Source organism: Maribacter flavus, assembly GCF_008386635.1.
GTDB lineage: Bacteria > Bacteroidota > Bacteroidia > Flavobacteriales > Flavobacteriaceae > Maribacter > Maribacter flavus.
In genome coordinates this window covers 1279723-1301430 of sequence record NZ_VUOE01000002.1, presented here as the reverse complement: position 1 = coordinate 1301430, position 21708 = coordinate 1279723, and the positions used below count along the sequence as shown (strand labels likewise).

General features: G+C 42.5%; 16 protein-coding genes. 11 read left to right on the top strand and 5 right to left on the bottom strand.

Features of this window, described 5'->3' with window-relative positions; genetic code table 11:
- Positions 1-372: 372 nt before the first annotated feature.
- The 4 genes from F0361_RS16090 to F0361_RS16075 all read right to left on the bottom strand — a co-directional run bounded on the left by F0361_RS16090 (position 373) and on the right by F0361_RS16075 (position 5571).
- A complete protein-coding gene (locus F0361_RS16090; protein WP_154920171.1) occupies positions 373-1653 on the bottom strand; it encodes a nucleotide sugar dehydrogenase in 1281 nt (426 codons plus the stop codon).
- A 162-nt stretch (positions 1654-1815) separates the two neighbouring features.
- Positions 1816-2808 (bottom strand): SDR family oxidoreductase, encoded by a 993-nt coding sequence (locus F0361_RS16085; protein WP_154920169.1) that lies wholly within the window; start codon positions 2806-2808, stop codon positions 1816-1818.
- An 86-nt stretch (positions 2809-2894) separates the two neighbouring features.
- Complete coding sequence (locus F0361_RS16080; protein WP_154920167.1) at positions 2895-3920, bottom strand: NAD-dependent epimerase; 1026 nt, start codon at positions 3918-3920, stop codon at positions 2895-2897.
- A gap of 256 nt (positions 3921-4176) precedes the next feature.
- Complete coding sequence (locus F0361_RS16075; protein WP_154920165.1) at positions 4177-5571, bottom strand: nucleotide sugar dehydrogenase; 1395 nt, start codon at positions 5569-5571, stop codon at positions 4177-4179.
- A gap of 240 nt (positions 5572-5811) precedes the next feature.
- Between F0361_RS16075 and F0361_RS16070 the strand changes: the two genes are divergently transcribed.
- The 4 genes from F0361_RS16070 to F0361_RS16055 all read left to right on the top strand — a co-directional run bounded on the left by F0361_RS16070 (position 5812) and on the right by F0361_RS16055 (position 12125).
- Entirely contained in the window at positions 5812-6936 is a 1125-nt protein-coding gene (locus F0361_RS16070; RefSeq protein ID WP_154920162.1) for a DegT/DnrJ/EryC1/StrS family aminotransferase, read from the top strand.
- Positions 6933-8876, top strand: a complete 1944-nt coding sequence (locus F0361_RS16065; protein ID WP_154920159.1) for a polysaccharide biosynthesis protein — start codon at positions 6933-6935, stop codon at positions 8874-8876. Before F0361_RS16070 ends, F0361_RS16065 begins: the two co-directional genes overlap by 4 nt.
- Before the next feature lie 84 nt (positions 8877-8960).
- Positions 8961-9719 carry a polysaccharide biosynthesis/export family protein gene (locus tag F0361_RS16060; RefSeq protein WP_317131744.1) on the top strand — a complete coding sequence of 253 codons (759 nt, stop codon included), beginning with the start codon at positions 8961-8963 and terminating at the stop codon, positions 9717-9719.
- Between the two features lie 39 nt (positions 9720-9758).
- Entirely contained in the window at positions 9759-12125 is a 2367-nt protein-coding gene (locus F0361_RS16055; RefSeq protein WP_154920155.1) for a GumC family protein, read from the top strand.
- 211 nt (positions 12126-12336) lie between these two features.
- On the opposite strand, the gene F0361_RS16050 is transcribed toward F0361_RS16055, so the two are convergent.
- Positions 12337-13077 carry a tyrosine-protein phosphatase gene (locus tag F0361_RS16050; protein WP_154920153.1) on the bottom strand — a complete coding sequence of 247 codons (741 nt, stop codon included), beginning with the start codon at positions 13075-13077 and terminating at the stop codon, positions 12337-12339.
- An 867-nt stretch (positions 13078-13944) separates the two neighbouring features.
- Here F0361_RS16050 and F0361_RS16045 point away from each other — a divergent pair.
- The 7 genes from F0361_RS16045 to F0361_RS16015 all read left to right on the top strand — a co-directional run bounded on the left by F0361_RS16045 (position 13945) and on the right by F0361_RS16015 (position 21636).
- Positions 13945-15507, top strand: coding sequence for a protein adenylyltransferase SelO (locus F0361_RS16045; protein ID WP_154920330.1), 1563 nt, complete (start codon positions 13945-13947; stop codon positions 15505-15507).
- Between the two features lie 10 nt (positions 15508-15517).
- The gene (locus tag F0361_RS16040) at positions 15518-15772 is read left to right on the top strand and encodes a peptide methionine sulfoxide reductase (RefSeq protein ID WP_154920151.1); all 255 of its coding nucleotides are present in this window, start codon (positions 15518-15520) and stop codon (positions 15770-15772) included.
- 106 nt (positions 15773-15878) lie between these two features.
- Complete coding sequence (gene msrA / locus F0361_RS16035) at positions 15879-16382, top strand: peptide-methionine (S)-S-oxide reductase MsrA (protein WP_154920149.1); 504 nt, start codon at positions 15879-15881, stop codon at positions 16380-16382.
- A 153-nt stretch (positions 16383-16535) separates the two neighbouring features.
- On the top strand, positions 16536-16745 hold the full coding sequence (locus tag F0361_RS16030; protein WP_240042723.1) for a hypothetical protein: 210 nt from the start codon (positions 16536-16538) through the stop codon (positions 16743-16745).
- A gap of 111 nt (positions 16746-16856) precedes the next feature.
- A complete protein-coding gene (locus tag F0361_RS16025) occupies positions 16857-17279 on the top strand; it encodes an HYC_CC_PP family protein (protein ID WP_154920147.1) in 423 nt (140 codons plus the stop codon).
- Positions 17280-17395: 116 nt separating this feature from the next.
- Positions 17396-21247 (top strand): efflux RND transporter permease subunit, encoded by a 3852-nt coding sequence (locus F0361_RS16020; RefSeq protein WP_154920145.1) that lies wholly within the window; start codon positions 17396-17398, stop codon positions 21245-21247.
- Between the two features lie 44 nt (positions 21248-21291).
- A complete protein-coding gene (locus F0361_RS16015; protein WP_154920143.1) occupies positions 21292-21636 on the top strand; it encodes a four helix bundle protein in 345 nt (114 codons plus the stop codon).
- Positions 21637-21708: the final 72 nt, after the last annotated feature.

Below are 21708 nucleotides of genomic sequence, written 5' to 3'. Positions count from 1 at the left end.
TACACCCCTTTTTTTAATAATTCGATGAACTACCCATTTCGTTAACATTTGTTAACATATTTGCATAGTCGTTTGCTTTTGGCTGTGTGCTATTCGCTTTGCGCTATTCGCTCTGTGCAGTTGTTGGATTTAGGCTTTAGCTTCAAGCTTTAAGTTTCAGGTTCAGCGTTTCAAGTCTAAATTTTTTACGCATTTCATTTTACCAACTCCTAACTCCTAACTATGCATTCTACATTCTTCGCTTTTAGCTTACCGATATGCGCACTACGCTGCTATATACTAACCACCTACAACTCCTCACCCTACCTCGGGCAAAAAAAAAGGACCGTATTCTAAAAATAGGGTCCAATTCTTCGCGTATTCCTTTGGTTTTTATAGCCTTGCGTCTACCTGTTCCTTTAAGATTCCCTTTACGTCATACACTACACCAACTTCCTTTAACAATCCTTTCAGGTCCAGATCCAAAAACTGGTTGTGGGCCACTGTCAGCACCACTGCATCATAGGAACCTTTGGGGAGTTCCTTGGTGATCTGCAAATTGTATTCATGAACCACTTCTTCTGGAGAGGCCCATGGGTCATAAATGTCCACATGGGTACCATAACTGGCCAAATTCTGAATCACGTCCACGGCCTTGGTATTCCGCACATCCGGGCAGTTTTCCTTAAATGTGATGCCCAGAACCAGAATTTTAGAGCCTTTGACCTTGATATCCCTTTGAACCATGAGTTTTACGACCTCGGAGGCCACGTATTTGCCCATGGTATCGTTCATGCGCCGCCCGGCCAGAATGATTTCTGGATGGTAGCCGTATTCCTGGGCTTTTTGGGCCAAATAATAGGGGTCCACCCCAATGCAATGGCCGCCCACCAGCCCGGGTTTAAAGGGCAGAAAATTCCATTTGGTGCCCGCGGCTTCCAAAACTTGATGGGTGTCAATGCCCATAAGATTGAATATTTTGGCCAATTCGTTCACAAAGGCGATGTTGATGTCCCGTTGTGAGTTTTCAATGACCTTTGCCGCTTCCGCCACCTTGATGCTAGAGGCCAGGTGCGTACCCGCCGTAATGACGGACGCATAGAGGGCGTCCACTTTTTTTCCAACCTCTGGAGTGGAGCCGGAGGTTACCTTGAGGATTTTTTCCACGGTATGCTCCTTATCCCCGGGATTGATACGCTCCGGGGAATATCCGGCATAGAAATCCTTGTTGAATACCAAGCCACTTACTTTTTCCAGAACGGGAATACATTCTTCTTCCGTAACCCCGGGATATACGGTAGATTCATAAATAACGGTATCCCCATTTTTCAATACCTGGCCTACCGTTTCACTGGCTTTATATAAGGGCGTTAATATGGGCCTATTGGTCTTGTCCACCGGAGTAGGTACCGTTACAATGTAGTAGTTGCAATCTGCAATGTCCTCCAATTGGTTGGAACAGTAGAGCCCGTTTTGTTTGGGGGTCTCCGAGACCAATACTTTTTGAAGGATATCGTCTTCCACTTCCAGCGTACTGTCATGGCCGCCCATCAATTCCTTAACCCGCGCTTCATTGATATCGAAACCAACGACAGGGTATTTGGTGGCAAATAATCGGGCCAAGGGCAATCCCACATAACCCAGACCGATAATGGCAATTTTAGTGTTGTTCATTTTATTTTGTTGTTCTTTGTTCGTTTTTGCACTTCGACTTACTTCGACTACGCTCAGTACAGGCCGCTCAGTGTGACAGTTGTTCGTTTTTCGTAATTTTCTACTAATTACTGACTACTGACTACTGACTACTGACTACTGACTACTGACTTCTGTCCACTGTCATCTTAAATTCTTCCAATACCAAGCCACCGCTTCCTTGAGTCCGGTTTTGATGTCGAATTCGGGGGCATAACCCAAAAGGCTTTTGGCTTTCTCAATGGAGGCCAAGGAGTGGGGGACATCCCCTTTTCGTTCCGGACCATACACGGTTTCCACGTTTTTTATTTCGGCATCGTATTCACTTAGATATTCCTTTAAAAGACCAACCAGTTCCTTTAGATCCGTACGTTCCCCATAGGCCACGTTGTAAACGGTGTTGACCGCTTCCGGCTTGTTGCCAATCATGGCGCGCATATTCATCTGGACCACATTGTCTATATACGTAAAATCCCTGGAAAAAGATCCATCGCCATTGATTACGGGCGATTGATGCTGCATCAACTGCATTACGAACTTTGGAATGACCGCTGCATAGGCCCCATTGGGGTCTTGACGCCGTCCGAATACATTAAAATAGCGCAGGCCAATGGTCTCCATACCATAGGTTTTGCTAAAGACATCGGCATATAATTCGTTAACGTATTTTGTTATTGCATAGGGCGAAAGGGGTTTTCCAATAACATCCTCCACTTTGGGCATATTGGTGGAATCCCCATAGGTAGAGGAACTGGCGGCGTACACAAAGCGCTTTACCTTGGCGTCCCTGGTGGCGACCAGCATATTTAAGAAGCCCGACACGTTGACGTCATTACTAGTGATAGGATCGTTGATGGATCTTGGTACCGAACCCAAGGCTGCTTGGTGCAAGATATAATCCACCCCATTGCATGCCTTTTGGCAGTCCGCCAAATTGCGAATGTCCCCTTCAATAAGATTGAATTTGGGATGCTCCATAAAAGGAGCAATGTTTTCCCTTTTTCCTGTGGCGAAATTATCCAGACAGGTAACTTGGTTTCCATTTTCCAACAAAGCGTCGCATAGGTTGGAACCTATAAAGCCGGCACCACCGGTAACCAAAATATGAAAGTTTGAGTCAAGGTTGTATAAATTCATGTTTATAATTTGATATTCTTGAGGACGGTACCAGGTGTATAATTTTAAACAGCTAGAAACTTGGATTTAGCCTCCCATAAAAAACTTTATACCTTGTAATATTCTTTATACCAGTCAATGAAACGTTGTACGCCTGTTTTTATTGGGGTATTGGGACGATAATCAAAATCTTGGATCAAATCGTCCACATTGGCCCAGGTCTTTTCTACGTCCCCGGGCTGCATGGGCAGCATTTCTTTTTGGGCGGTTTGCTGTAAACTATCTTCGATGGCGGTGATAAAATCCATCAATTTTACAGATTTGCTATTGCCAATATTGTAGACTTTGTATCGATTCTTTTTGGGCTCATCAATAGCTATAGGACTTTCCATTATACGAACTACACCTTCCGTAATATCATCGATATAGGTAAAGTCACGTTCCAACTTACCGTTGTTAAAAACCTTGATGGGTTTGTTGTTCATAATGGCATCCGTAAACAGGAACATGGCCATGTCCGGCCTGCCCCATGGGCCGTATACCGTAAAAAACCGAAGTCCGGTAGATTTAAATCCATACAAATGGCTATAGGCATGCGCCATTAGCTCATTGCTCTTTTTTGTGGCCGCATACAAACTCACGGGATGGTCCACGGAATCGGTCGTTTCAAAAGGGATTTTTTCGTTCAGCCCATACACACTAGAGCTGCTGGCGTATACCAAATGCTTCACCTTATAGCTTCTGCAGCATTCCAAAATGTTGAGAAAACCAACCAGATTGCTGTCAACATAGGCTTCCGGATTTTCCAGGCTATACCGAACCCCGGCCTGGGCGGCCAAATTACAAACTTTGTCAAATGCATGCCGTTCAAATAGCTGGGGCAGACCTCTACGATCTTCCAGGGCCATGCGAACAAAGGAAAATCCAGGATGGGTTTTGCTGGGTACTTCCTTTTCAAAAATTTCCGCCTCCTTTGGTGCAATGCCCAGTTGCTTCAGACGGTCATATTTAAGGTTGACATCATAGTAATCGTTGATGTTGTCCAGCCCAATAACCGTGTGTCCCTTATCCAACAGGGATTTGGATACAAAATAGCCTATAAATCCCGCTGCTCCTGTAACTAGTATTTTCAAATCTTTAAATTATTATTGGTTATGAAGTGTGTTGTCTTTAAATATGTTAAATTCAATCCTTTAGGTTGCCATGAGTCTTTTGTTCGAGTCCAACACAAAAAAATATATCCAAGTGGGTTTTTAGTGAGGTCTCGATCTTGGTATAACCGAAGGGTAGCCAAAGGTCCTGGTCCCACAATCTCGACTTTGCCCCACACGGCATTGTCCTTAACTTGCATTAGCCTGGGGCTAACCTGCAGGATTTCGGTCGGCACCATTACTCCCCAATTTTATAATAGTTGAACCCAATTTTTTTCATGGTTTGGGTATCCAAAATCCGCCTACCATCAAATACGAAGGCCGGCTTGAGCATGTGGTCATAAATAGCCTGCCAATCATACGTTTTAAAGGCGTCCCATTCCGTAACAATGGCAATGGCATGTGCCTCTTTGGTGGCTTCGATGGGGTCTGGGGTTACTTTTAGCAATTTCCTGTTTTCCTCTGGGGTACGGGTACCCAAATAGTCCAAATCTGCATAGATACGGTCTTCGCTCACCTTAGGGTCGTAGACCAAAATTTCCGCCCGTTCCTCCAAAAGTGCATCCGCAACGGCTATGGCCGGGGATTCCCGGGTATCGTTCGTATCCTTTTTAAAGGCCCAACCGTACAAAACGATTTTTTTCCCAGATACCGTATTATAGAGGGTGGAAATAATGTTTTCTGCGAACCTTCTTTTTTGGTAATCGTTGGCGATGACCACTTGTTCCCAATAATCCGCTACTTCTTCCAGACCGTACGAGCGTGCAATGTATACCAGGTTTAGTATATCCTTTTGAAAACAAGACCCCCCAAAACCAACGGAGGCATTCAGGAATTTAGGCCCAATCCTACTATCGTAACCAATGGCCCGGGAAATTTCCTGTACATTGGCGTCTGTCTTTTCACAAAGGGCCGATATCGTATTGATGGAGGAAACCCGTTGCGCCAAAAAGGCATTGGCCACCAATTTGGATAGTTCCGAGGACCAAACATTGGTCTGCAAGATACGTTCTTTGGGCAACCAGTGTTCGTACACGGCGCTCAAGGCATCCTTGGCCGCCTGTCCGGACGGCGTGTCGTTACCGCCGATCAGGACTCTGTCCGCATGCAATAAATCTTCGATGGCCGTACCTTCCGCCAGGAACTCAGGATTGGAGAGGATTTCAAAGTGCACGGAATTGCCCGTATTGTCCAAAATATTTTGGATGGCCTGGGCCGTACGTACCGGTAAAGTGGATTTTTCCACAACGATCTTATCATCTTTGGCAACCTTGGCTATATTGCGTGCACAGAGTTCTATGAATTTCAAATCGGCCGCCTGGCCTTTGCCCTTACCATAGGTCTTTGTGGGGGTGTTTACCGAGATAAATATCATTTGCGCCTCGTCTATGGCAGTATCCACATCGGTGGAAAAGAATAGGTTTTTACCCCTACTTTCCCCTACAATTTCTTTAAGTCCCGGTTCATATATAGGTAAATTATCCAGATTTTCCGTATTCCATTGGGCAATCCTTGCCTCGTTGATATCCACTACGGTTACTTGGATTTCTGGGCATTTATTGGCGATAACGGACATGGTAGGTCCGCCCACATAGCCTGCACCAATACAGCAGATTTTTGTAATCTTTTTCATTGTAGATATTAGGGTTAAAAGGACAAAGATGGAAAATAAAATAGGCACTAAAAAAATTTATGAACCTTAAAAGGATGAAAATTACATAGGTTTCGATAAAATGTAAGCGCTGAACCCTTAACCGATAAATTATAGGTGTTAGACGATTTCCATCATAAATTCTCTTTAATGCGCACAGATATATTTACCTTTGAACGGTATATTTGTAACCCTAAATTACACAACCGTTTGAAAACCATAATGACACCTACTAAAGTTTGGCTTTCCTCACCACACATGGGAGGGGAAGAATTGAACTATGTACACGAGGCCTTTGATACCAATTGGGTCGCGCCCTTGGGCCCTAATGTAGATGCTTTTGAGAAGGCCATTGAAAAGGAACTTGGAAATGAGGTATGCGTTGCTGCCCTAAGTTCAGGTACTGCTGCCATTCATCTAGGATTGGAGTTACTTGGAGTAGGACCGGGGGACGAGGTAATTTGCCAAAGTTTTACGTTTTCCGCATCTGCTAATCCTATTTTATATTTGGGGGCAAACCCTGTTTTTGTTGACAGTGAGAAGGATACATGGAACATGAGTCCGGAACTGCTTCGTGAAGCGATCGAGGATAGAATAAAAAATCATCGAAAACCAAAGGCCATCATCGCCGTCCATTTGTACGGTATGCCCTATAAAATAGAGGAAATTCGTTCCATTGCCGATGCATACGAAATCCCTATTTTAGAGGACAGTGCGGAGGCACTAGGAAGTTCGTTCAGAGGAATTTCCTGTGGTACTTTTGGGGATATAGGTATTCTTTCCTTTAATGGAAACAAAATCATTACGACATCTGGAGGTGGCGCTCTTGTCACAAAAAACAAAGTCTTAAGGGATAAGGCCATATTCTTGGCCACACAGGCCCGGGACGAGGCTCCCCATTACCAACATAGTCATGTAGGATATAATTATAGAATGAGCAATGTACTTGCGGGCATTGGCAGAGGGCAAATGAATGTTCTAAAGGAAAGGGTGTCCGCAAGAAGAAGGAACTACGATTTTTACTTGAATTCCTTGGCATCGCTCAAGGATATCTCTTTTTTGCCAGAACCCAAAGATTTTTTTTCCAATCGCTGGCTAAGTTGTATCTTAACAACTTGTTATGATATGCGAGAAACTTTGAGAATGGCGTTATTAGACCAAAATATCGAATCAAGGCCATTATGGAAACCACTTCACTTACAACCGGTTTTTAAGGATTCAAAGCATTTTATGGATGGTACTTCAGAGCGACTGTTCGAAAAAGGACTATGTCTTCCAAGCGGTTCCAATTTGTCACAAGAGGAATTGGACAGGGTTGTGGAAACAATTAAAAACGTCTTATCATGATTCAAAAATACATAACCTATAGCGCTGAACGCTACGCATCCAAATGGTTGGTCCTGGCAATTGATTTGGCCACGGTGGCCTTTGCCTTCGTATTATCCTATCTGATTCGGTTCAACCTAACCTTGGATTTTCAAGTAGAAAACCTTCTGGTGCAGTTGCCTTTGGTGCTTTTAACCGGCCTAATTTCATTTTTGGTGGTAGGATCCTATAAGGGCGTAGTACGGCATACGGGCGTACGGGATGTTTACAACATATTCAATGCCGTTTGCCTTTCCAGTATCCTGGTCATTTTTATTGTCCTTTCAAATAGGATTTTTGACGTCTTGAACGTATTCACGATACCGCTTTCTATTATTATTATCAATAGTTTGTTGACCTTTATTGGTCTTACAGCGTCCAGGTTCGTGTACAAATCCATTTACAGTACCATGAACCAAAGTGCCAGGCCCTTTAAAAGAGTTTTGATATATGGTGCGGGGAATTCCGGTGTGCTTACCCATGGAGCCATTACAAACCATTCGCATAGTGAATATAAAGTAGTGGGCTATATTGATAGGGATGTTAAAAAAATTGGAAAGAATATCAATGGTGTTCCTGTTTTTGCCCGTAAAACGGTAACCAAGGACTTTATTGAAAAAAACAGTATTTCTGAAATTATCTTCTCCATACAGAACATAGATTCCCTAAAGTTGCGAAAAACGGTAGAAGGCCTTATGGATTTACCGGTCGTAGTAAAGATCGTTCCCCCTATTGAGAACTGGATCAATGGTGAATTGAAGGTTTCTCAAATAAAGCAGGTACAAATAGAGGACCTATTGGACAGGGCACCTATAACCATCAAGAACAGTAAAATTGAGATGGAGCTTTTAAACAAAAGCATTATGGTAACGGGTGGAGCCGGATCTATTGGGAGCGAAATCGTGCGCCAAATATGCGCTTATTCCCCTAAATCCCTCATCATTATTGATTCTGCAGAATCTGCCTTATATGACCTGCAACAGGAGCTAAAGCAAAATGGCTATCACAATTTTATACCCATTGTGAGCGATATTCGCGATAAAAACCGTATGAATGCCCTTTTTTCGGAGCATCAACCCAATATGGTATTCCATGCCGCCGCGTATAAGCATGTGCCCTTAATGGAATATAATTCTTACGAGGCCATCAAAATAAATATTGCAGGTACCAAGACCATTGCAGATCTTTCGTTGATTCATGGGGTTGAGAAGTTTGTTTTCGTTTCCACGGATAAGGCGGTCAACCCTACCAACGTCATGGGGGCTTCCAAGCGTATCGCGGAAATGTATATTAGCTGTATGCAAAAGGAGAACAGGACCAAATTCATAACTACCCGTTTTGGAAACGTCTTGGGCTCCAACGGATCGGTAATTCCTTTATTCCGTAAACAAATTGAAAAGGGTGGCCCTCTAACCTTGACCCATAAGGACATTACACGTTACTTTATGACCATACCGGAGGCGTCCCAATTGGTATTGGAAGCCGGTGCCATGGGTGAAGGCGGGGAAATCTTTATTTTTGATATGGGAGAATCCGTCAAAATATTCGATCTGGCCAAAAACATGATAAAACTCTCCGGTTTGCGATACCCAGAGGATATCGATATAAAGATTACGGGATTGAGGCCCGGTGAAAAGTTGTATGAGGAATTGCTGGCCAACGGGGAAAATACCTTGCCCACTTATCATCAAAAAATAAAAATTAGCAAAGTAAGGGAGTTGGATTATGCGAAAGTACGTTCCCAAATAGACGAACTTTGTATTACCAATATGTTTTTCAATGGAAATACCATTAAATTAATGAAGGAAATCGTACCTGAATATGTATCCAAAAACTCTGATTTGTGCGAGTTTGATAAAAAGGATGAGCCCGGTATCCAGAATCAAAAAAATAATCCCAATCTTAAGATCGTTCAATCCTAGTTTTAAGTAACCTTGCAATCCAACAACCTTTTTTCAAACATTATGTCAAAAAACACTCTTAGTTTTAAAAGTATCGCCTTAAGCTTGACGATAATTTTAATTGTAACATCCTGTGGCTCTAAACAAGACATAGTTTACTTCCAAGATGCCAAAAATTATGAAACTATCGTTAGCGATAATACATATGCCTATACCTTTAAAATCGATGACGTTGTTCGCATCAACGTTTCTACATTAGATCCCACCGCCAGCGCTCCTTTTAATATTTACATGGGAGTTCAACAGGAAACCAATTTGCCAGGTTTTAATGGGGGTAATAGGCCAACCCAATTGGATTATATCGTAGACAAGAAAGGAGAAATCGATTTTCCCGTATTAGGTAACGTAAAAATATTAGGCCTGACCCCAGCGGAAACCAAAGATCTATTAAAAGAAAAATTGAAGCCTTATTTAAAAGATCCCATTATCAATATTCGGTTAGTAAATTTTGAAGTAACGGTCTTAGGCCAAGTTAATAGACCGGGTACTTATCAAGTTAATGGAGAACAGATAACGGTGCTTGAGGCGATTGGATTAGCCAATGATTTAAATATTAAAGGAAAGCGGGATAATGTATTGGTTATTCGAGATTTCAATGGAACCAAGGTTTATACTAGGATCGATTTGACTACCAAGGAAGCCCTGAATTCCCCAGTCTATTATTTGACCCAAAACGATGTGGTATATGTGGAGCCCAATAAATCTGCTGTATCACAATCCACTTTGGACAATAGAGCTGGATTGGCGGTCTCTATAGCATCGTTAATCATAACCACCAGCGTTATTTTATTGACCAGAAACTAAGGAAATAAGTAATACGATTCCTGTACCTAACCCTTATACATGAACTTTTCAAACAGTAACGAGAATCTTAAAAACATACTTTCGACATATCTTAAACAGTGGAAGTGGTTTGTTTTAAGTGGGATAATTGCCCTTGTACTTGCATATGTAAATATTAGATACACGATTCCGGAATACTCCGTCCAGGCCCAAATACAAATTGTTCAAGAGAAAAATTCTACCAATCAATTGAGTGTTTTTCAGGATTTGAATTTTATGGGAGGTAACTCCAGGGAAGTAACGGATGAAATAGAGATATTGGCATCAAGATCTAATTTTATTGAAGTCGTAAAGGAGTTAGGCCTTAATACGGAGATTAAGGCAGTTGGAAATATACTAAGTACCGAGATTTACGGAAACGTTCCGTTTAAAATGAACTTCATAGCGGCAGATTCTATTATCAACAATGCCAAATATGGTTTTTTTATAGAATTTACTTCAGCAACTTCTTTTGCTTTCAAAGAGGAGGAGGATGCTCCTTCCAAAGTATACTCTTTTGGAAATGGGATTACCACCCCGGTTGGTGACATGATTATTACCCCAAATGTTAAAAATCCACAAAGTTTGGTGGGAAATGAATACAAAGTATCCCTCACCCCTGTAGATATTGTGGCCCGTTCTTTAAAAGCCGCGGTTGCCATAACACCTACGGATGAACTATCCAATATATTGGATATTACCATGACAAGTGCCATTCCCCAAAAAGCAAAGGATGTTATCAACAAACTAATCGAGGTGTATAACCAGAATGCCGTAGATGACAAAAGACGTATTGCCGATGCTACTTCTGAATTTATAAATAACCGTATACAGCTTATTTCAGGTACGCTAAGCAACGTTGATCAGGATGCACAAGAACTCTTAACGGAAAAGGGTATGACGGGTTCTGGTCTGGAAGTGGGCGCAGCGGTTCAGGTAAGTGCCGGGAGTAGGCAAAACCTGGAAAATGCCAAAGTGCAATTGCAGGTTGTTAGTGGACTCAAAGAATATGTTGAGGGAGAAACTGGCTATGAGGAAATGCCCGTGGTGGATGTTGGAAGTGGGGCCATTTCCCAGGCAACCATGCAGTATAATCAATTAGTTGCTGAACGGAAGCGTCTTTTAAAAAGTGCCGATGAGCAAAACCCTATGATCGTTAATCTGGACGAGCAATTGGACGGACTGAAAAGTACCATGCAATCCAGTTTAGCTTCTTTGGAGCGTAACGTTGGTATGAACGTGAGTACTCTGCAAAGCCAATTGGGAAGGATACAGGGAACAATCTATTCTGCCCCGGAAAACCAAAGGGAATTGCGTAATATAACCCGAAAACAAGAAACTACGGAGTCGCTTTACTTGTATCTTTTACAAAAAAGAGAGGAGTCCCAAATCGCTTTTGCGTCTGCAGAACCAAAGTCTAATATAGTGGACAATGCTTATGTTTCCAGTCCAACTCCCGTAAAACCTAAAAAAGCCATTACCTATTTGGCCGCTTTGATGTTGGGACTATTGGTTCCGTTTGGGGTTATTTATGGAAAGGAGCTTCTGGACACCAAAATTCATAATAAACACAATCTGGAAGATATAACCAAGGACATACCTGTGTTGGGTGAATTGCCTAGTTTAGGTAAAAAGGACCAGAAACTTATCGTAAAGGATGATCGCTCTGTTCTGGCCGAGGCCTTGCGAATCCTAAGGACCAATTTGGATTACCTAATAAAATCAAAAACTGCTGTTGACAGTAAAAAGAACAATAGAATATTCATTAGTTCAAGTGTACCCGGAGAGGGTAAAACCTTTATTTCCACGAATTTGGCCATGATTCTGGCGAGTACGAATAAAAAGGTATTGTTGATCGGTGCGGACATTCGTAACCCAAAGTTTTATTCGTTTTTCACGGGGGATTCCATCGATAAAATGAAAAGTTCCAGTAACCACAAGGATGCAGGTCTTACGGAGTTTATTTTCAACGATAAAATTGAGGTAAAGGATATTATCAATCCCATGTTGGTACACCACAATACCATCGATGTCATCTATTCTGGAAAGATTCCACCAAACCCGGCGGAATTATTAATGTCCTCTAGGGTAGAAGAGCTCTTTGATAGGGTTTCGGATATGTATGACTATGTTATTGTGGATACGGCTCCCTTAATGGTAGTGAGCGATACTTTGTTGATAACACCGTATTCGGATTTCTTAATTTACGTAACCCGTGCGGGCGTAACCGACAAAAATGCTATTGAGTTTCCATTACAACTAAAAGCGGAAGGCAAATTGAAAAACCTTTCCTTTGTGGTGAACGACGTTAGCTTGGACAATCTTGGATATGGTGGAAAATATGGCTATGGCTATAGCAAGACCACCAAAAAATGGTGGAAGTTTTAAGTCGGTCTAGTTTTATAAATCGCCTATCCCAACGCCATAAGTACTACAGAAAAAACACCCCGTATTTAGGACCGAGTCCTAAATACGGGGTGTTTTTTTATTTAAACTTGGAACTAGAAACATTGAACTTAATGCTTGAATTTTAGAATTTATGAAAATTGAATTTTATACGAATTCCCCCCTTTCATTTAAACTCCCAAAATTTCTGCTGTCATTTAAAATTGTAAGTAGTCCTTTCGATGATAGGCAATACTAAATCAATTGTCTGCTGCTTCAGTTCCATTTCCTTGAGCGCTTTTAATTGTCTGGGGTTATGGATATCCGTCGCTATAAAGTCCAATAGGTTGTGGTTCAGTAATAACATGGCGGTTTTTTGGACCTCCTTGCCATAATACCCGGATAGGGACAAAATATTCAATTGCAAAAGCATGCCTTTATTTTTATATTCCTCAAAGGACTTCAGTTTCCCATGTAGAAAATTATAGCGTTCCGGGTGGGCCAGAATGGGATAGAGGCTCCTTTCGGAGATTTTCTCTACCATATCGAACAAATTCAAGGAAGGCTGTAAATAGGACATTTCAATAAGGATATAGCTATCTGCCAAGGGCATGATGCGTTTGTCCCCCAATTTGCCCTCAAACCCGGCATCGATCATATGCTCTGCGGCAGCTTCTACACGAACGTGGTTGAAATCGTTCATTTTTAGACCATTTTTTAAAAGCACCAATGAATTATGGATGGTATCCGGCGTATTGGGATAATAATTTTCCATAATATGGGGTGTACAGATAAAATCCGACACACCAAACTCACCAAAGCCTTTAATGAGCTCCAAGGAATCTTCCACTGTTTTTGCCCCGTCATCAATGCCTGGCAGTATGTGGTTGTGGATGTCCACAAAACCATTTAAATGGTCAATCAAAAAGTGCTTCTTTGTAAAAAAACTGAACATCTAACAGGTTAAGGATTTTTTTAAGGAATCGTTTTCTATTATTTATAATCGGTCCTTTAAATGTTTTAAGGGTCGAAGATATTTTATTTCTGGCAGCTAGTACAAAGAATCTTGTAGATTTTTAACCCGGAATATGCATTAGGGGAGCGTCGTGAAGGTGAAAAGCGCAAAAAAGTAAACTACCATGGGGTAAGCCCACGAGGCATTCGCAGGAAGCAAATTTTTAATTTCGAGGCAAGCCTCGGAGAATTATACCCTTTGGTGGTGCCAATAAAGTGGTTTGGAAATTTTAGCACAGCACCGCTATGGTGAAATTGAAAACACAGCGTAGCTTTTTATTTTGAAGGGATTATTAGCTATAACAGCTTTTCTACTGCATTATGCGGGTTTAACTTCGTTTACGGACCTACAAATATTTAATCCATGTATTTGGTCATTGAAGTGGATTAAACTTTTTCAAATTGGCTAAAAAATTGCAGAATTGCACCCATATTTTGTCTTTTTTTTGCTCCGTAGCCCTGCTATGCAGCTAAAAAAAGCCTTCCTCTGGGCATAATTCATTCAATTTTCGCTTCAATCCAAAAAGTTTAAATCACTTCATTTTTCTGTTGAGTTTTTAGCGTTTGCATAGTTAGAATCACGTACTAGATATTTAAAATTTGTAAATGCGATTCGAACTTTTATGTCCTAGGAAAATAAGGTCCTGTCGAATTCGAATCTAGTTTACTATAAGAACATCGATTAATATCCTAACCGTACATTGTAAGTTTTTGTAATCCCTTAAGTCTAACCAAACGCTCCATGCGGAAATGTTTGCGAACCTTGGTAATTTTGGTATATTGGGAATAGCATAGAATCATGATCGACATCAAACTGAATATACGGGATAAATTCAACAAAGAACTACCTTCAGACCCAAGGACCGATACGGCTCGGCGTCAAGTAACGGAAGCTTGTTTTTCCTTTGTAAGGCCCAAGGAGCCCGGCAATCCTATGTTGCTTCATGTTAGTCCGGAAGTGTTGGAGGCCTTGGGATTGGATAGTTCCACAGCGGCTTCGGAAAGATTCTTAAAAGTTTTTTCAGGAGCAGAAGTACTCAAAAACACCAATCCGTACGCCATGTGCTATGGAGGGCATCAGTTTGGTAATTGGGCCGGACAGCTGGGCGATGGCAGGGCTATTAATCTCTGTGAAGTAGAACACGAAGAAAAAAAATGGGCTTTGCAACTAAAGGGGGCAGGAGGGACCCCGTACTCTAGATCGGCGGATGGGCTGGCCGTGCTACGTTCCTCCATCCGGGAATATTTGTGCAGTGAGGCCATGCATCATTTGGGAATTCCAACGACAAGGGCCTTATCGCTCATGCTTAGTGGCGACCAGGTCCTGCGGGATATGCTGTATGATGGTAACCCCCAATACGAAAAAGGCGCCATTGTCTGTCGGGTTGCGGAATCGTTTATTCGGTTCGGGAATTTTGAGATATTCACTTCCCGAGGAGATCATGAGACCCTCAAAAAATTGGTCGATTTTACCATTACGAACCATTTTCCGCATTTGGGAGTGCCTGCCAAGAAAACCTATTTGAAATTTTTCCAAGAAGTGGTACATCGGAGTCTTGAAATGGTTATTCATTGGCAACGCGTGGGTTTTGTACATGGGGTGATGAATACCGATAATATGTCCATTCTGGGGCTCACCATCGATTATGGCCCTTACGGTTGGCTGGAGGGGTATGATCATGGTTGGACCCCCAATACTACGGATCGCACGTACAAGCGGTATCGATTTGGGACACAACCACAAATCGTATTGTGGAACCTTTTGCAATTGGCGAATGCCCTATATCCCTTGATCGAGGAGGCAGAACTCTTGGAAGAAATTTTAATGGGGTATAAGAACGACCTCCCGAGAGCGTATCAAAACATGATGCGACAAAAACTTGGGCTAACAACGGAACAGCAGGCCGATTCCCAATTGATAACCGATCTGGAAGCCTTGCTACAGGCTTCCGAAACCGATATGACCATATTCTTTCGGCAATTGGCGAACTATAAAGGGGAGGGAAGTATCCCGGGAATTGAAGTCGTACAGGAAGCCTTTTATTCCCTCAAGGAAATAGATGGCAAGTTAAAGGAGCAATGGGACCACTGGTTTTTGAACTATTCTGAAAGGCTGAAAAATGAAAATTCGGCCAATGACAAACGTAAAAAAGCCATGAACAAGGTAAATCCAAAGTATGTCTTACGCAATTTTATGGCCCAATTGGCCATTGATGCTGCAGATACGGGAGATTATTCCTTGATAGACGAGTTGTTTCAATTGCTAAAAAGGCCCTACGATGAACAACCCGAAAAGGAAAAATGGTTTGTCAAAAGACCGGATTGGGCCCGACATAAAGTCGGTTGTTCGATGCTCTCCTGCAGTTCCTAAAAAACAGGTAATGGATTTTCAAAAATTTCCAGAAGGGTACTCTACAGGAATGTATCAGGGTAAAAAATATGGTATAAGCAAGACTACCTTCAATAATGGAAAGTCCCTTAAGCTATATGCCGAGGAATTGGGGGGAAGCGATTTTATAAGTATGAATTTCTATAGCACAAAGGAAAAAGAGTTGTTGAAACCTTGTGAAATGCCCGAAGCAAAGGTGGTCGATTTTTTAAATAAAGTAAAGCTTTTGAACCCAATGGGATCATGAAAAAGGAGAAATCCTTTTCACATTGTCCAACAATTCTAAGAGGTATAAATTTCCAATATGGGGCGTATCTTTGCGAGTAACCAGTAGTATCATAATATAAAAATCAATGAACGAGTATAAAAAAGCATATATTGCCGGAGGTTGTTTTTGGGGAATGGAGGACCTTTTCAGGAAGCGTCCCGGGGTAGTGGATACCGAGGTGGGCTATCAAGGTGGCGAGAACGAAAACCCTACCTATCATAATCATCCAGGCCATGCCGAAGGTATTGAGATTACATATGATCCGGAGAAAACTTCGTTTAAGGAGTTGCTGGATTTTTTCTTTCGGATGCATGATCCCACCACGGTAAACAGGCAGGGGAACGATCGCGGTTCCAGTTACCGGTCGGCCATATTTTATCAAAACGATGCCGAAAAGCAGGAAGCGGAGGAAGTCATTGGATTAGTGGATGAGTCGGGTAAATGGCCATCCAAAGTAGTGACCACCTTGGAGCCATGGACCACTTTTTGGCCTGCCGAAGATTATCATCAAGACTATTTGGTAAAGAACCCCAATGGGTATACCTGTCATTTTGTTCGTTTTGAGGATAGCGAGGCATTTTTAAAATAGCGAAACTGTGCGGTACGATTTCATGAAAAATTGGTTGAAAGGAATTGTTTTTCTTATGTAATAGCTTAGTGATCCTAAATTCTAATATTTGGAAGTGGATATTTTGAAGAAAGTGATTATTTTTACTTTCAAAGTATGCTACATCACCTCATTGTGAATTGTACAAAAACCAACTTTGTTCTACTCACCGAATCCGGCTCCTACTTTGTAGAGTATCTTTTGGGCGAATTGGTGCTGTCCCCTTCCATATCCGAAGCATGGATTTTTAACGATGCCGACATTGCCAGAAAATTCCAGAATCGCTTGTTCGATACATTTAAGCTGTATACCTCTGTCAATAGTTTTATCGATATTGAAAATTAGAAAGTGCCTTCCTAAAAAAGGGACACTTTTTTCTATATCAATGCGTTAAGTAACTAAACATTTCTTAAAGTCCGATTTCAAATTGGAAATTTTATAACTTTGCATTCGGTAATGAAAGCAAGCATTCATAAAATAACGGCGATTGCAATGGCACTTTTGGTGTTGTTCTCCACCATGTCCTTCACAGTGGACATGCACTATTGTGGAGACCACTTGGTGGATTTCAGTTTGTCCAGAAATGTGGATACTTGCTTAATGAATGCCAAAATGACCAAGTCGGCCAGTGATTGTCCCATGATGGAAATGAAAATGGACTGCTGTTCTGACGTGGAAGTTGTCTTCGAAGGCCATGATGACTTAAAGCTGTCATTGGACCATTTTTCTTTTGACCAACACGTATTGGTTGCTTCCTTTGTATATGCTTACATAAGCCTATTTGAAGGTTTTGAGGCCGATGAGGTTTATTACAAGGATTATTCCCCACCCCCCTTGATACGGGATGTGCAGGTACTGCACCAGACTTTTTTAATTTGATGTATTAGACGGTAGTCTACTGTTCTGGTAGACCGCAAGCCCAATGATAGCAATTCATTTGGGCCTAACGTGTTTTTTATCCGCACGTTTGAATCACTGTCTAATAATCAAATCGTATGCTGAACAAAGCAATAAAATTTCTGATTGAAAATAAGTTGGTAGCAACCTTGCTATTGATACTTTTTACAGGCTGGGGTATTGTCCATGCACCGTTTAATTGGAATATTGACCGGTTAGGTATCGGGATACCTAATAATCCGGTCGCGGTGGACGCTATCCCCGATATCGGCGAAAACCAACAAATCGTTTTCACCCGATGGGACGGTCGTTCTCCCCAGGATATTGAAGATCAGATTACCTATCCGTTGACCACTTCTTTATTGGGCATTCCGGGTGTTAGGACCATCCGGAGTTCGTCCATGTTCGGGTTTTCGAGCATCTATATCATTTTTGAGGAGGACATCGAGTTTTATTGGTCTCGGAGTAGGATTCTGGAAAAATTGAATTCCCTTCCCAACGGCCTATTGCCCGATGGAGTCAACCCTACCTTGGGACCGGATGCCACTGGTTTGGGGCAGATTTTTTGGTACACCTTGGAAGGTAGGGACAAGGACGGTAATGTTACGGGCGGATGGGATTTGCAGGAACTTCGCAGCATACAGGATTACTACGTAAAATATGCGCTGTCCTCTGCAAACGGAGTCAGCGAAGTGGCATCCATAGGCGGATATGTTCAGGAATATCAAGTGGATGTAGAACCGGAAAAAATGCGCCAGTACAATATTGGCCTGGCCGATGTAGTAAAAGCGGTCAAGGAAAACAATCAGGATATTGGTGCCCAAACCTTGGAAATGAACAATGCGGAATACCTGGTTCGTGGTCTGGGCTATGTAAAATCAATTTCCGATATCGAAAATGCGGTGGTGGATTCCAAAGATTTTACATCCATCCGAATCAAGGATGTGGCCAGGGTGAGCCTGGGGCCTGCGCCTAGACGTGGTATATTGGATAAGGAAGGGGCAGAGGTCGTTGGAGGCGTAGTGGTAGCCCGCTATGGTGCCAATCCATTGGAAGTAATCAACAATGTCAAGGATCAAATTGCCGAATTAAGTGCAGGTTTACCTTCAAAACAATTGGCGGATGGGCGTACGTCGCAAGTGACCATCGTCCCATTTTACGATCGTACGGAGCTCATTCAGGAAACTTTGGGTACGCTCAACGAAGCCCTTACCATGGAAATTCTGATAACCATTTTAGTCATCATCATTATGGTGTTCAACCTCAGGGCTTCCGTTTTGATATCGGGATTATTGCCCGTAGCTGTTTTGATGGTATTCATTGCAATGAAGCTTTTCAATGTGGATGCCAACATCGTGGCGCTTTCAGGTATTGCCATTGCCATAGGTACGATGGTGGATGTGGGTGTAATCCTGGCGGAGAATATGATCCGCCATATGGAGGATCAGAATCTGCGGTTGAAATTGGATGGTAGGCCCTATACATCAAATGAATTGATTTACAACGCCACTTCTGAAGTATCCGGTGCCATTGTCACTGCGGTAATGACGACTATAATTAGCTTCCTTCCTGTATTTACCATGGTTGGTGCAGAGGGTAAACTCTTCAGCCCCCTGGCGTTTACCAAGACAATGGCCCTTGCTGCGGCACTGGTAATCGCTTTGTTTCTATTACCGCCTTTCGCGGCTGCCTTTTTTAGAAAAAGGGAATTGAGGTCCCGGTTAAAATATGTCTTAAACGGTATCCTTATCTTCTTAGGAATTATTACGGTGGTTTTTGGGTATTGGATAGGATTGGTACCTGTAGCTTTTGGTGGAATCGGAGTGTATTATTTAACAGGTAAAAAGGAAGATGTCCGTTTCAATTTTTTTAATCGGGATTTTTTACTCACCAAGAATTTGCTGAACACCTTGGTTGCCGTAATTGCCGTAGTGTTCCTTTTGGCCGAATACTGGCGACCGCTTGGTTTCGACCGCAGTTTGGTCATGAACTTAATTTTCGTTGGTGTGATCTGTTTTGGGGTGTTGGGTATTTTTTCATTACTCCGAAAATACTACGATCGTATCTTGAACTGGGCTTTGGAGAATAGGATGCCATTTTTAGCCATCCCTTCAACACTGCTGGTGCTTGGTTTCCTGATTATGCGGAATACGGGCAAGGAATTCATGCCGGCCCTCAACGAGGGTTCCTTCCTCCTAATGCCTACATCTTTGCCCCATGCGGGCGTTGCCGAAAACAAACGGGTATTACAACAGTTGGATATGGCCGTAGCGACTATCCCTGAAATAGAAACCGTGGTGGGGAAGGCCGGCCGTACCGAATCTGCCTTGGATCCTGCACCGCTTTCCATGTACGAGAACGTGATTCAGTACAAATCGGAATATATGCGAAACGCCTCTGGGGAACGCCAACGCTACAAAATAGATGATAATGACCGCTTTGTTTTAAGAGATGTGCGGATTAGTGGATTTGAAGATGCACAAATTGTTTATGATTGGGAGGAAGGGGTCTATTATAAAATGAACTCTGATGAAAAACTACCATCATCCGCACATCCTCACATCAATACATCAGATAATCTAATTCCCGATGCCAATGGTGAATATTTCCGCAATTGGCGACCTGAAATTCAAAGCCCGGATGACATCTGGAATGAAATCGTTCGGGTTACAAAACTCCCGGGAGTTACATCCGCGCCAAAACTACAGCCCATAGAAACCCGATTGGTCATGTTGCAAACGGGAATGCGTGCGCCCATGGGTGTAAAGGTAAAGGGACAGGACCTTCGCGAAATCGAGGCATTTGGACTTCGGCTTGAAGAAATTCTAAAACAGGCCGAAGGGGTGAAGCAACAGGCCGTATTCGCCGACCGAATTGTGGGGAAACCCTATTTGTTGGTCGATATCAAGCGCGAGCAGCTTGCCCGTTACGGTGCATCGATCATGGACGTTCAGGAAGTCCTAAAAGTGGCCGTTGGCGGCATGCCCCTTACCCAGACAGTAGAAGGACGGGAACGCTACGCCGTTAGAGTCCGCTATCCAAGGGAGCTTCGGGATAATCCAACAGATTTGGGCAATATATATGTCCCTGTTGAAAATGGGAGTCCGGTTCCGCTTGGCGAACTGGTAGACATTCGCTATGAGCAAGGGCCACAGGTCATAAAGAGTGAGGACACGTTTTTGGTGGGCTACGTATTGTTCGACAAACTGGACGGTTTTGCGGAAGTGGATGTCGTGGAAAATGCCCAGGCTTTGATACAGAACAGAATCGAAAGTGGTGACCTGACCGTACCCAAGGGGGTCAGCTATAAATTTACGGGAACCTATGAAAATCAGTTGCGTGCCGAGAAAACTCTATCTATCGTGATTCCCTTGTGCTTGTTGATCATATTCCTTATCCTATACTTTCAGTTTAGATCGGTTACCACCTCATTGATGGTATTTACGGGCATTGCGATAGCCTTTGCCGGTGGGTTTGTCATGATTTGGCTCTATGGTCAGGATTGGTTTTTAAATTTCAGCTTGTTCGGTGAGAACTTGCGTGAACTGTTCAACATAAAGACCATCAACCTGAGTGTTGCAGTATGGGTTGGGTTTATTGCTCTCTTTGGTATTGCGACGGATGATGGTGTCGTAATGGCTACCTATCTTGACCAGTCTTTTGAAAAGGAAAGGCCCAGTGATATAAAGGGTGTACGTAAAGCTACTTTACAAGCTGCTGGAAAACGTATCCGCCCTTGTTTGATGACCACCGTAACGACCGTGTTGGCATTATTGCCCGTACTGACATCCACTGGAAAAGGAAGTGATATTATGATCCCGATGGCTATTCCCATCATGGGTGGGATGCTCATTGATGTAACCTCTTATTTCTTGTTACCAGTACTTTATAGCTGGTGGGAAGAGGTGAAAGTGAAAAATGAAGAATTAAGAGTGAAAAATGAAGAATAAAAAGTGAATAATTTAAAGGAAAACATAAAATCAAAATCTAGCGGATGGGAAAGAATGTTTTAAAAGAAAAGAGTTTCGAATTTGGAGTGAAAATTGTGCGATTGTCCAAAGCACTTAATTCCCAAAGCGAATTTGTTATTTCCCGCCAACTGCTACGTAGTGGTACTGCGGTTGGGGCCTTGATTCGCGAAGCCGAGTTTGGCGAGAGCAAGGCAGACTTTGCCCATAAAATGAATATTTCACTAAAAGAAGCCAATGAAACGTTGTACTGGCTTGATTTGCTTGTAGCGGCTGAATTACTAAATGAGGACAACGTTAGTGAGGAGAAATCCCTTGCCAAGGAAATTATCGCAATGCTGGTTTCCACTTTAAAAACGATTAGAAAATGAATTCGGTAATTTTTCAAAATTCAAAAATGGCTGTTTCCAAAGGACTAAAGGGTGTACTCACTTTTTGTTGGT

What these genes read in the sequence shown, in the direction of transcription:
- F0361_RS16090 (WP_154920171.1), bottom strand. Translation starts at nt 1,653, where the DNA reads ATGAACAACACTAAAATTGCCATTATCGGTCTGGGTTATGTGGGATTG.
- F0361_RS16085 (WP_154920169.1), bottom strand. Translation starts at nt 2,808, where the DNA reads ATGAATTTATACAACCTTGACTCAAACTTTCATATTTTGGTTACCGGT.
- F0361_RS16075 (WP_154920165.1), bottom strand. Translation starts at nt 5,571, where the DNA reads ATGAAAAAGATTACAAAAATCTGCTGTATTGGTGCAGGCTATGTGGGC.
- F0361_RS16070 (WP_154920162.1), top strand. Translation starts at nt 5,812, where the DNA reads ATGACACCTACTAAAGTTTGGCTTTCCTCACCACACATGGGAGGGGAA.
- F0361_RS16065 (WP_154920159.1), top strand. Translation starts at nt 6,933, where the DNA reads ATGATTCAAAAATACATAACCTATAGCGCTGAACGCTACGCATCCAAA.
- F0361_RS16055 (WP_154920155.1), top strand. Translation starts at nt 9,759, where the DNA reads ATGAACTTTTCAAACAGTAACGAGAATCTTAAAAACATACTTTCGACA.
- F0361_RS16050 (WP_154920153.1), bottom strand. Translation starts at nt 13,077, where the DNA reads ATGTTCAGTTTTTTTACAAAGAAGCACTTTTTGATTGACCATTTAAAT.
- F0361_RS16040 (WP_154920151.1), top strand. Translation starts at nt 15,518, where the DNA reads ATGGATTTTCAAAAATTTCCAGAAGGGTACTCTACAGGAATGTATCAG.
- msrA (WP_154920149.1), top strand. Translation starts at nt 15,879, where the DNA reads ATGAACGAGTATAAAAAAGCATATATTGCCGGAGGTTGTTTTTGGGGA.
- F0361_RS16025 (WP_154920147.1), top strand. Translation starts at nt 16,857, where the DNA reads ATGAAAGCAAGCATTCATAAAATAACGGCGATTGCAATGGCACTTTTG.
- F0361_RS16020 (WP_154920145.1), top strand. Translation starts at nt 17,396, where the DNA reads ATGCTGAACAAAGCAATAAAATTTCTGATTGAAAATAAGTTGGTAGCA.
- F0361_RS16015 (WP_154920143.1), top strand. Translation starts at nt 21,292, where the DNA reads ATGGGAAAGAATGTTTTAAAAGAAAAGAGTTTCGAATTTGGAGTGAAA.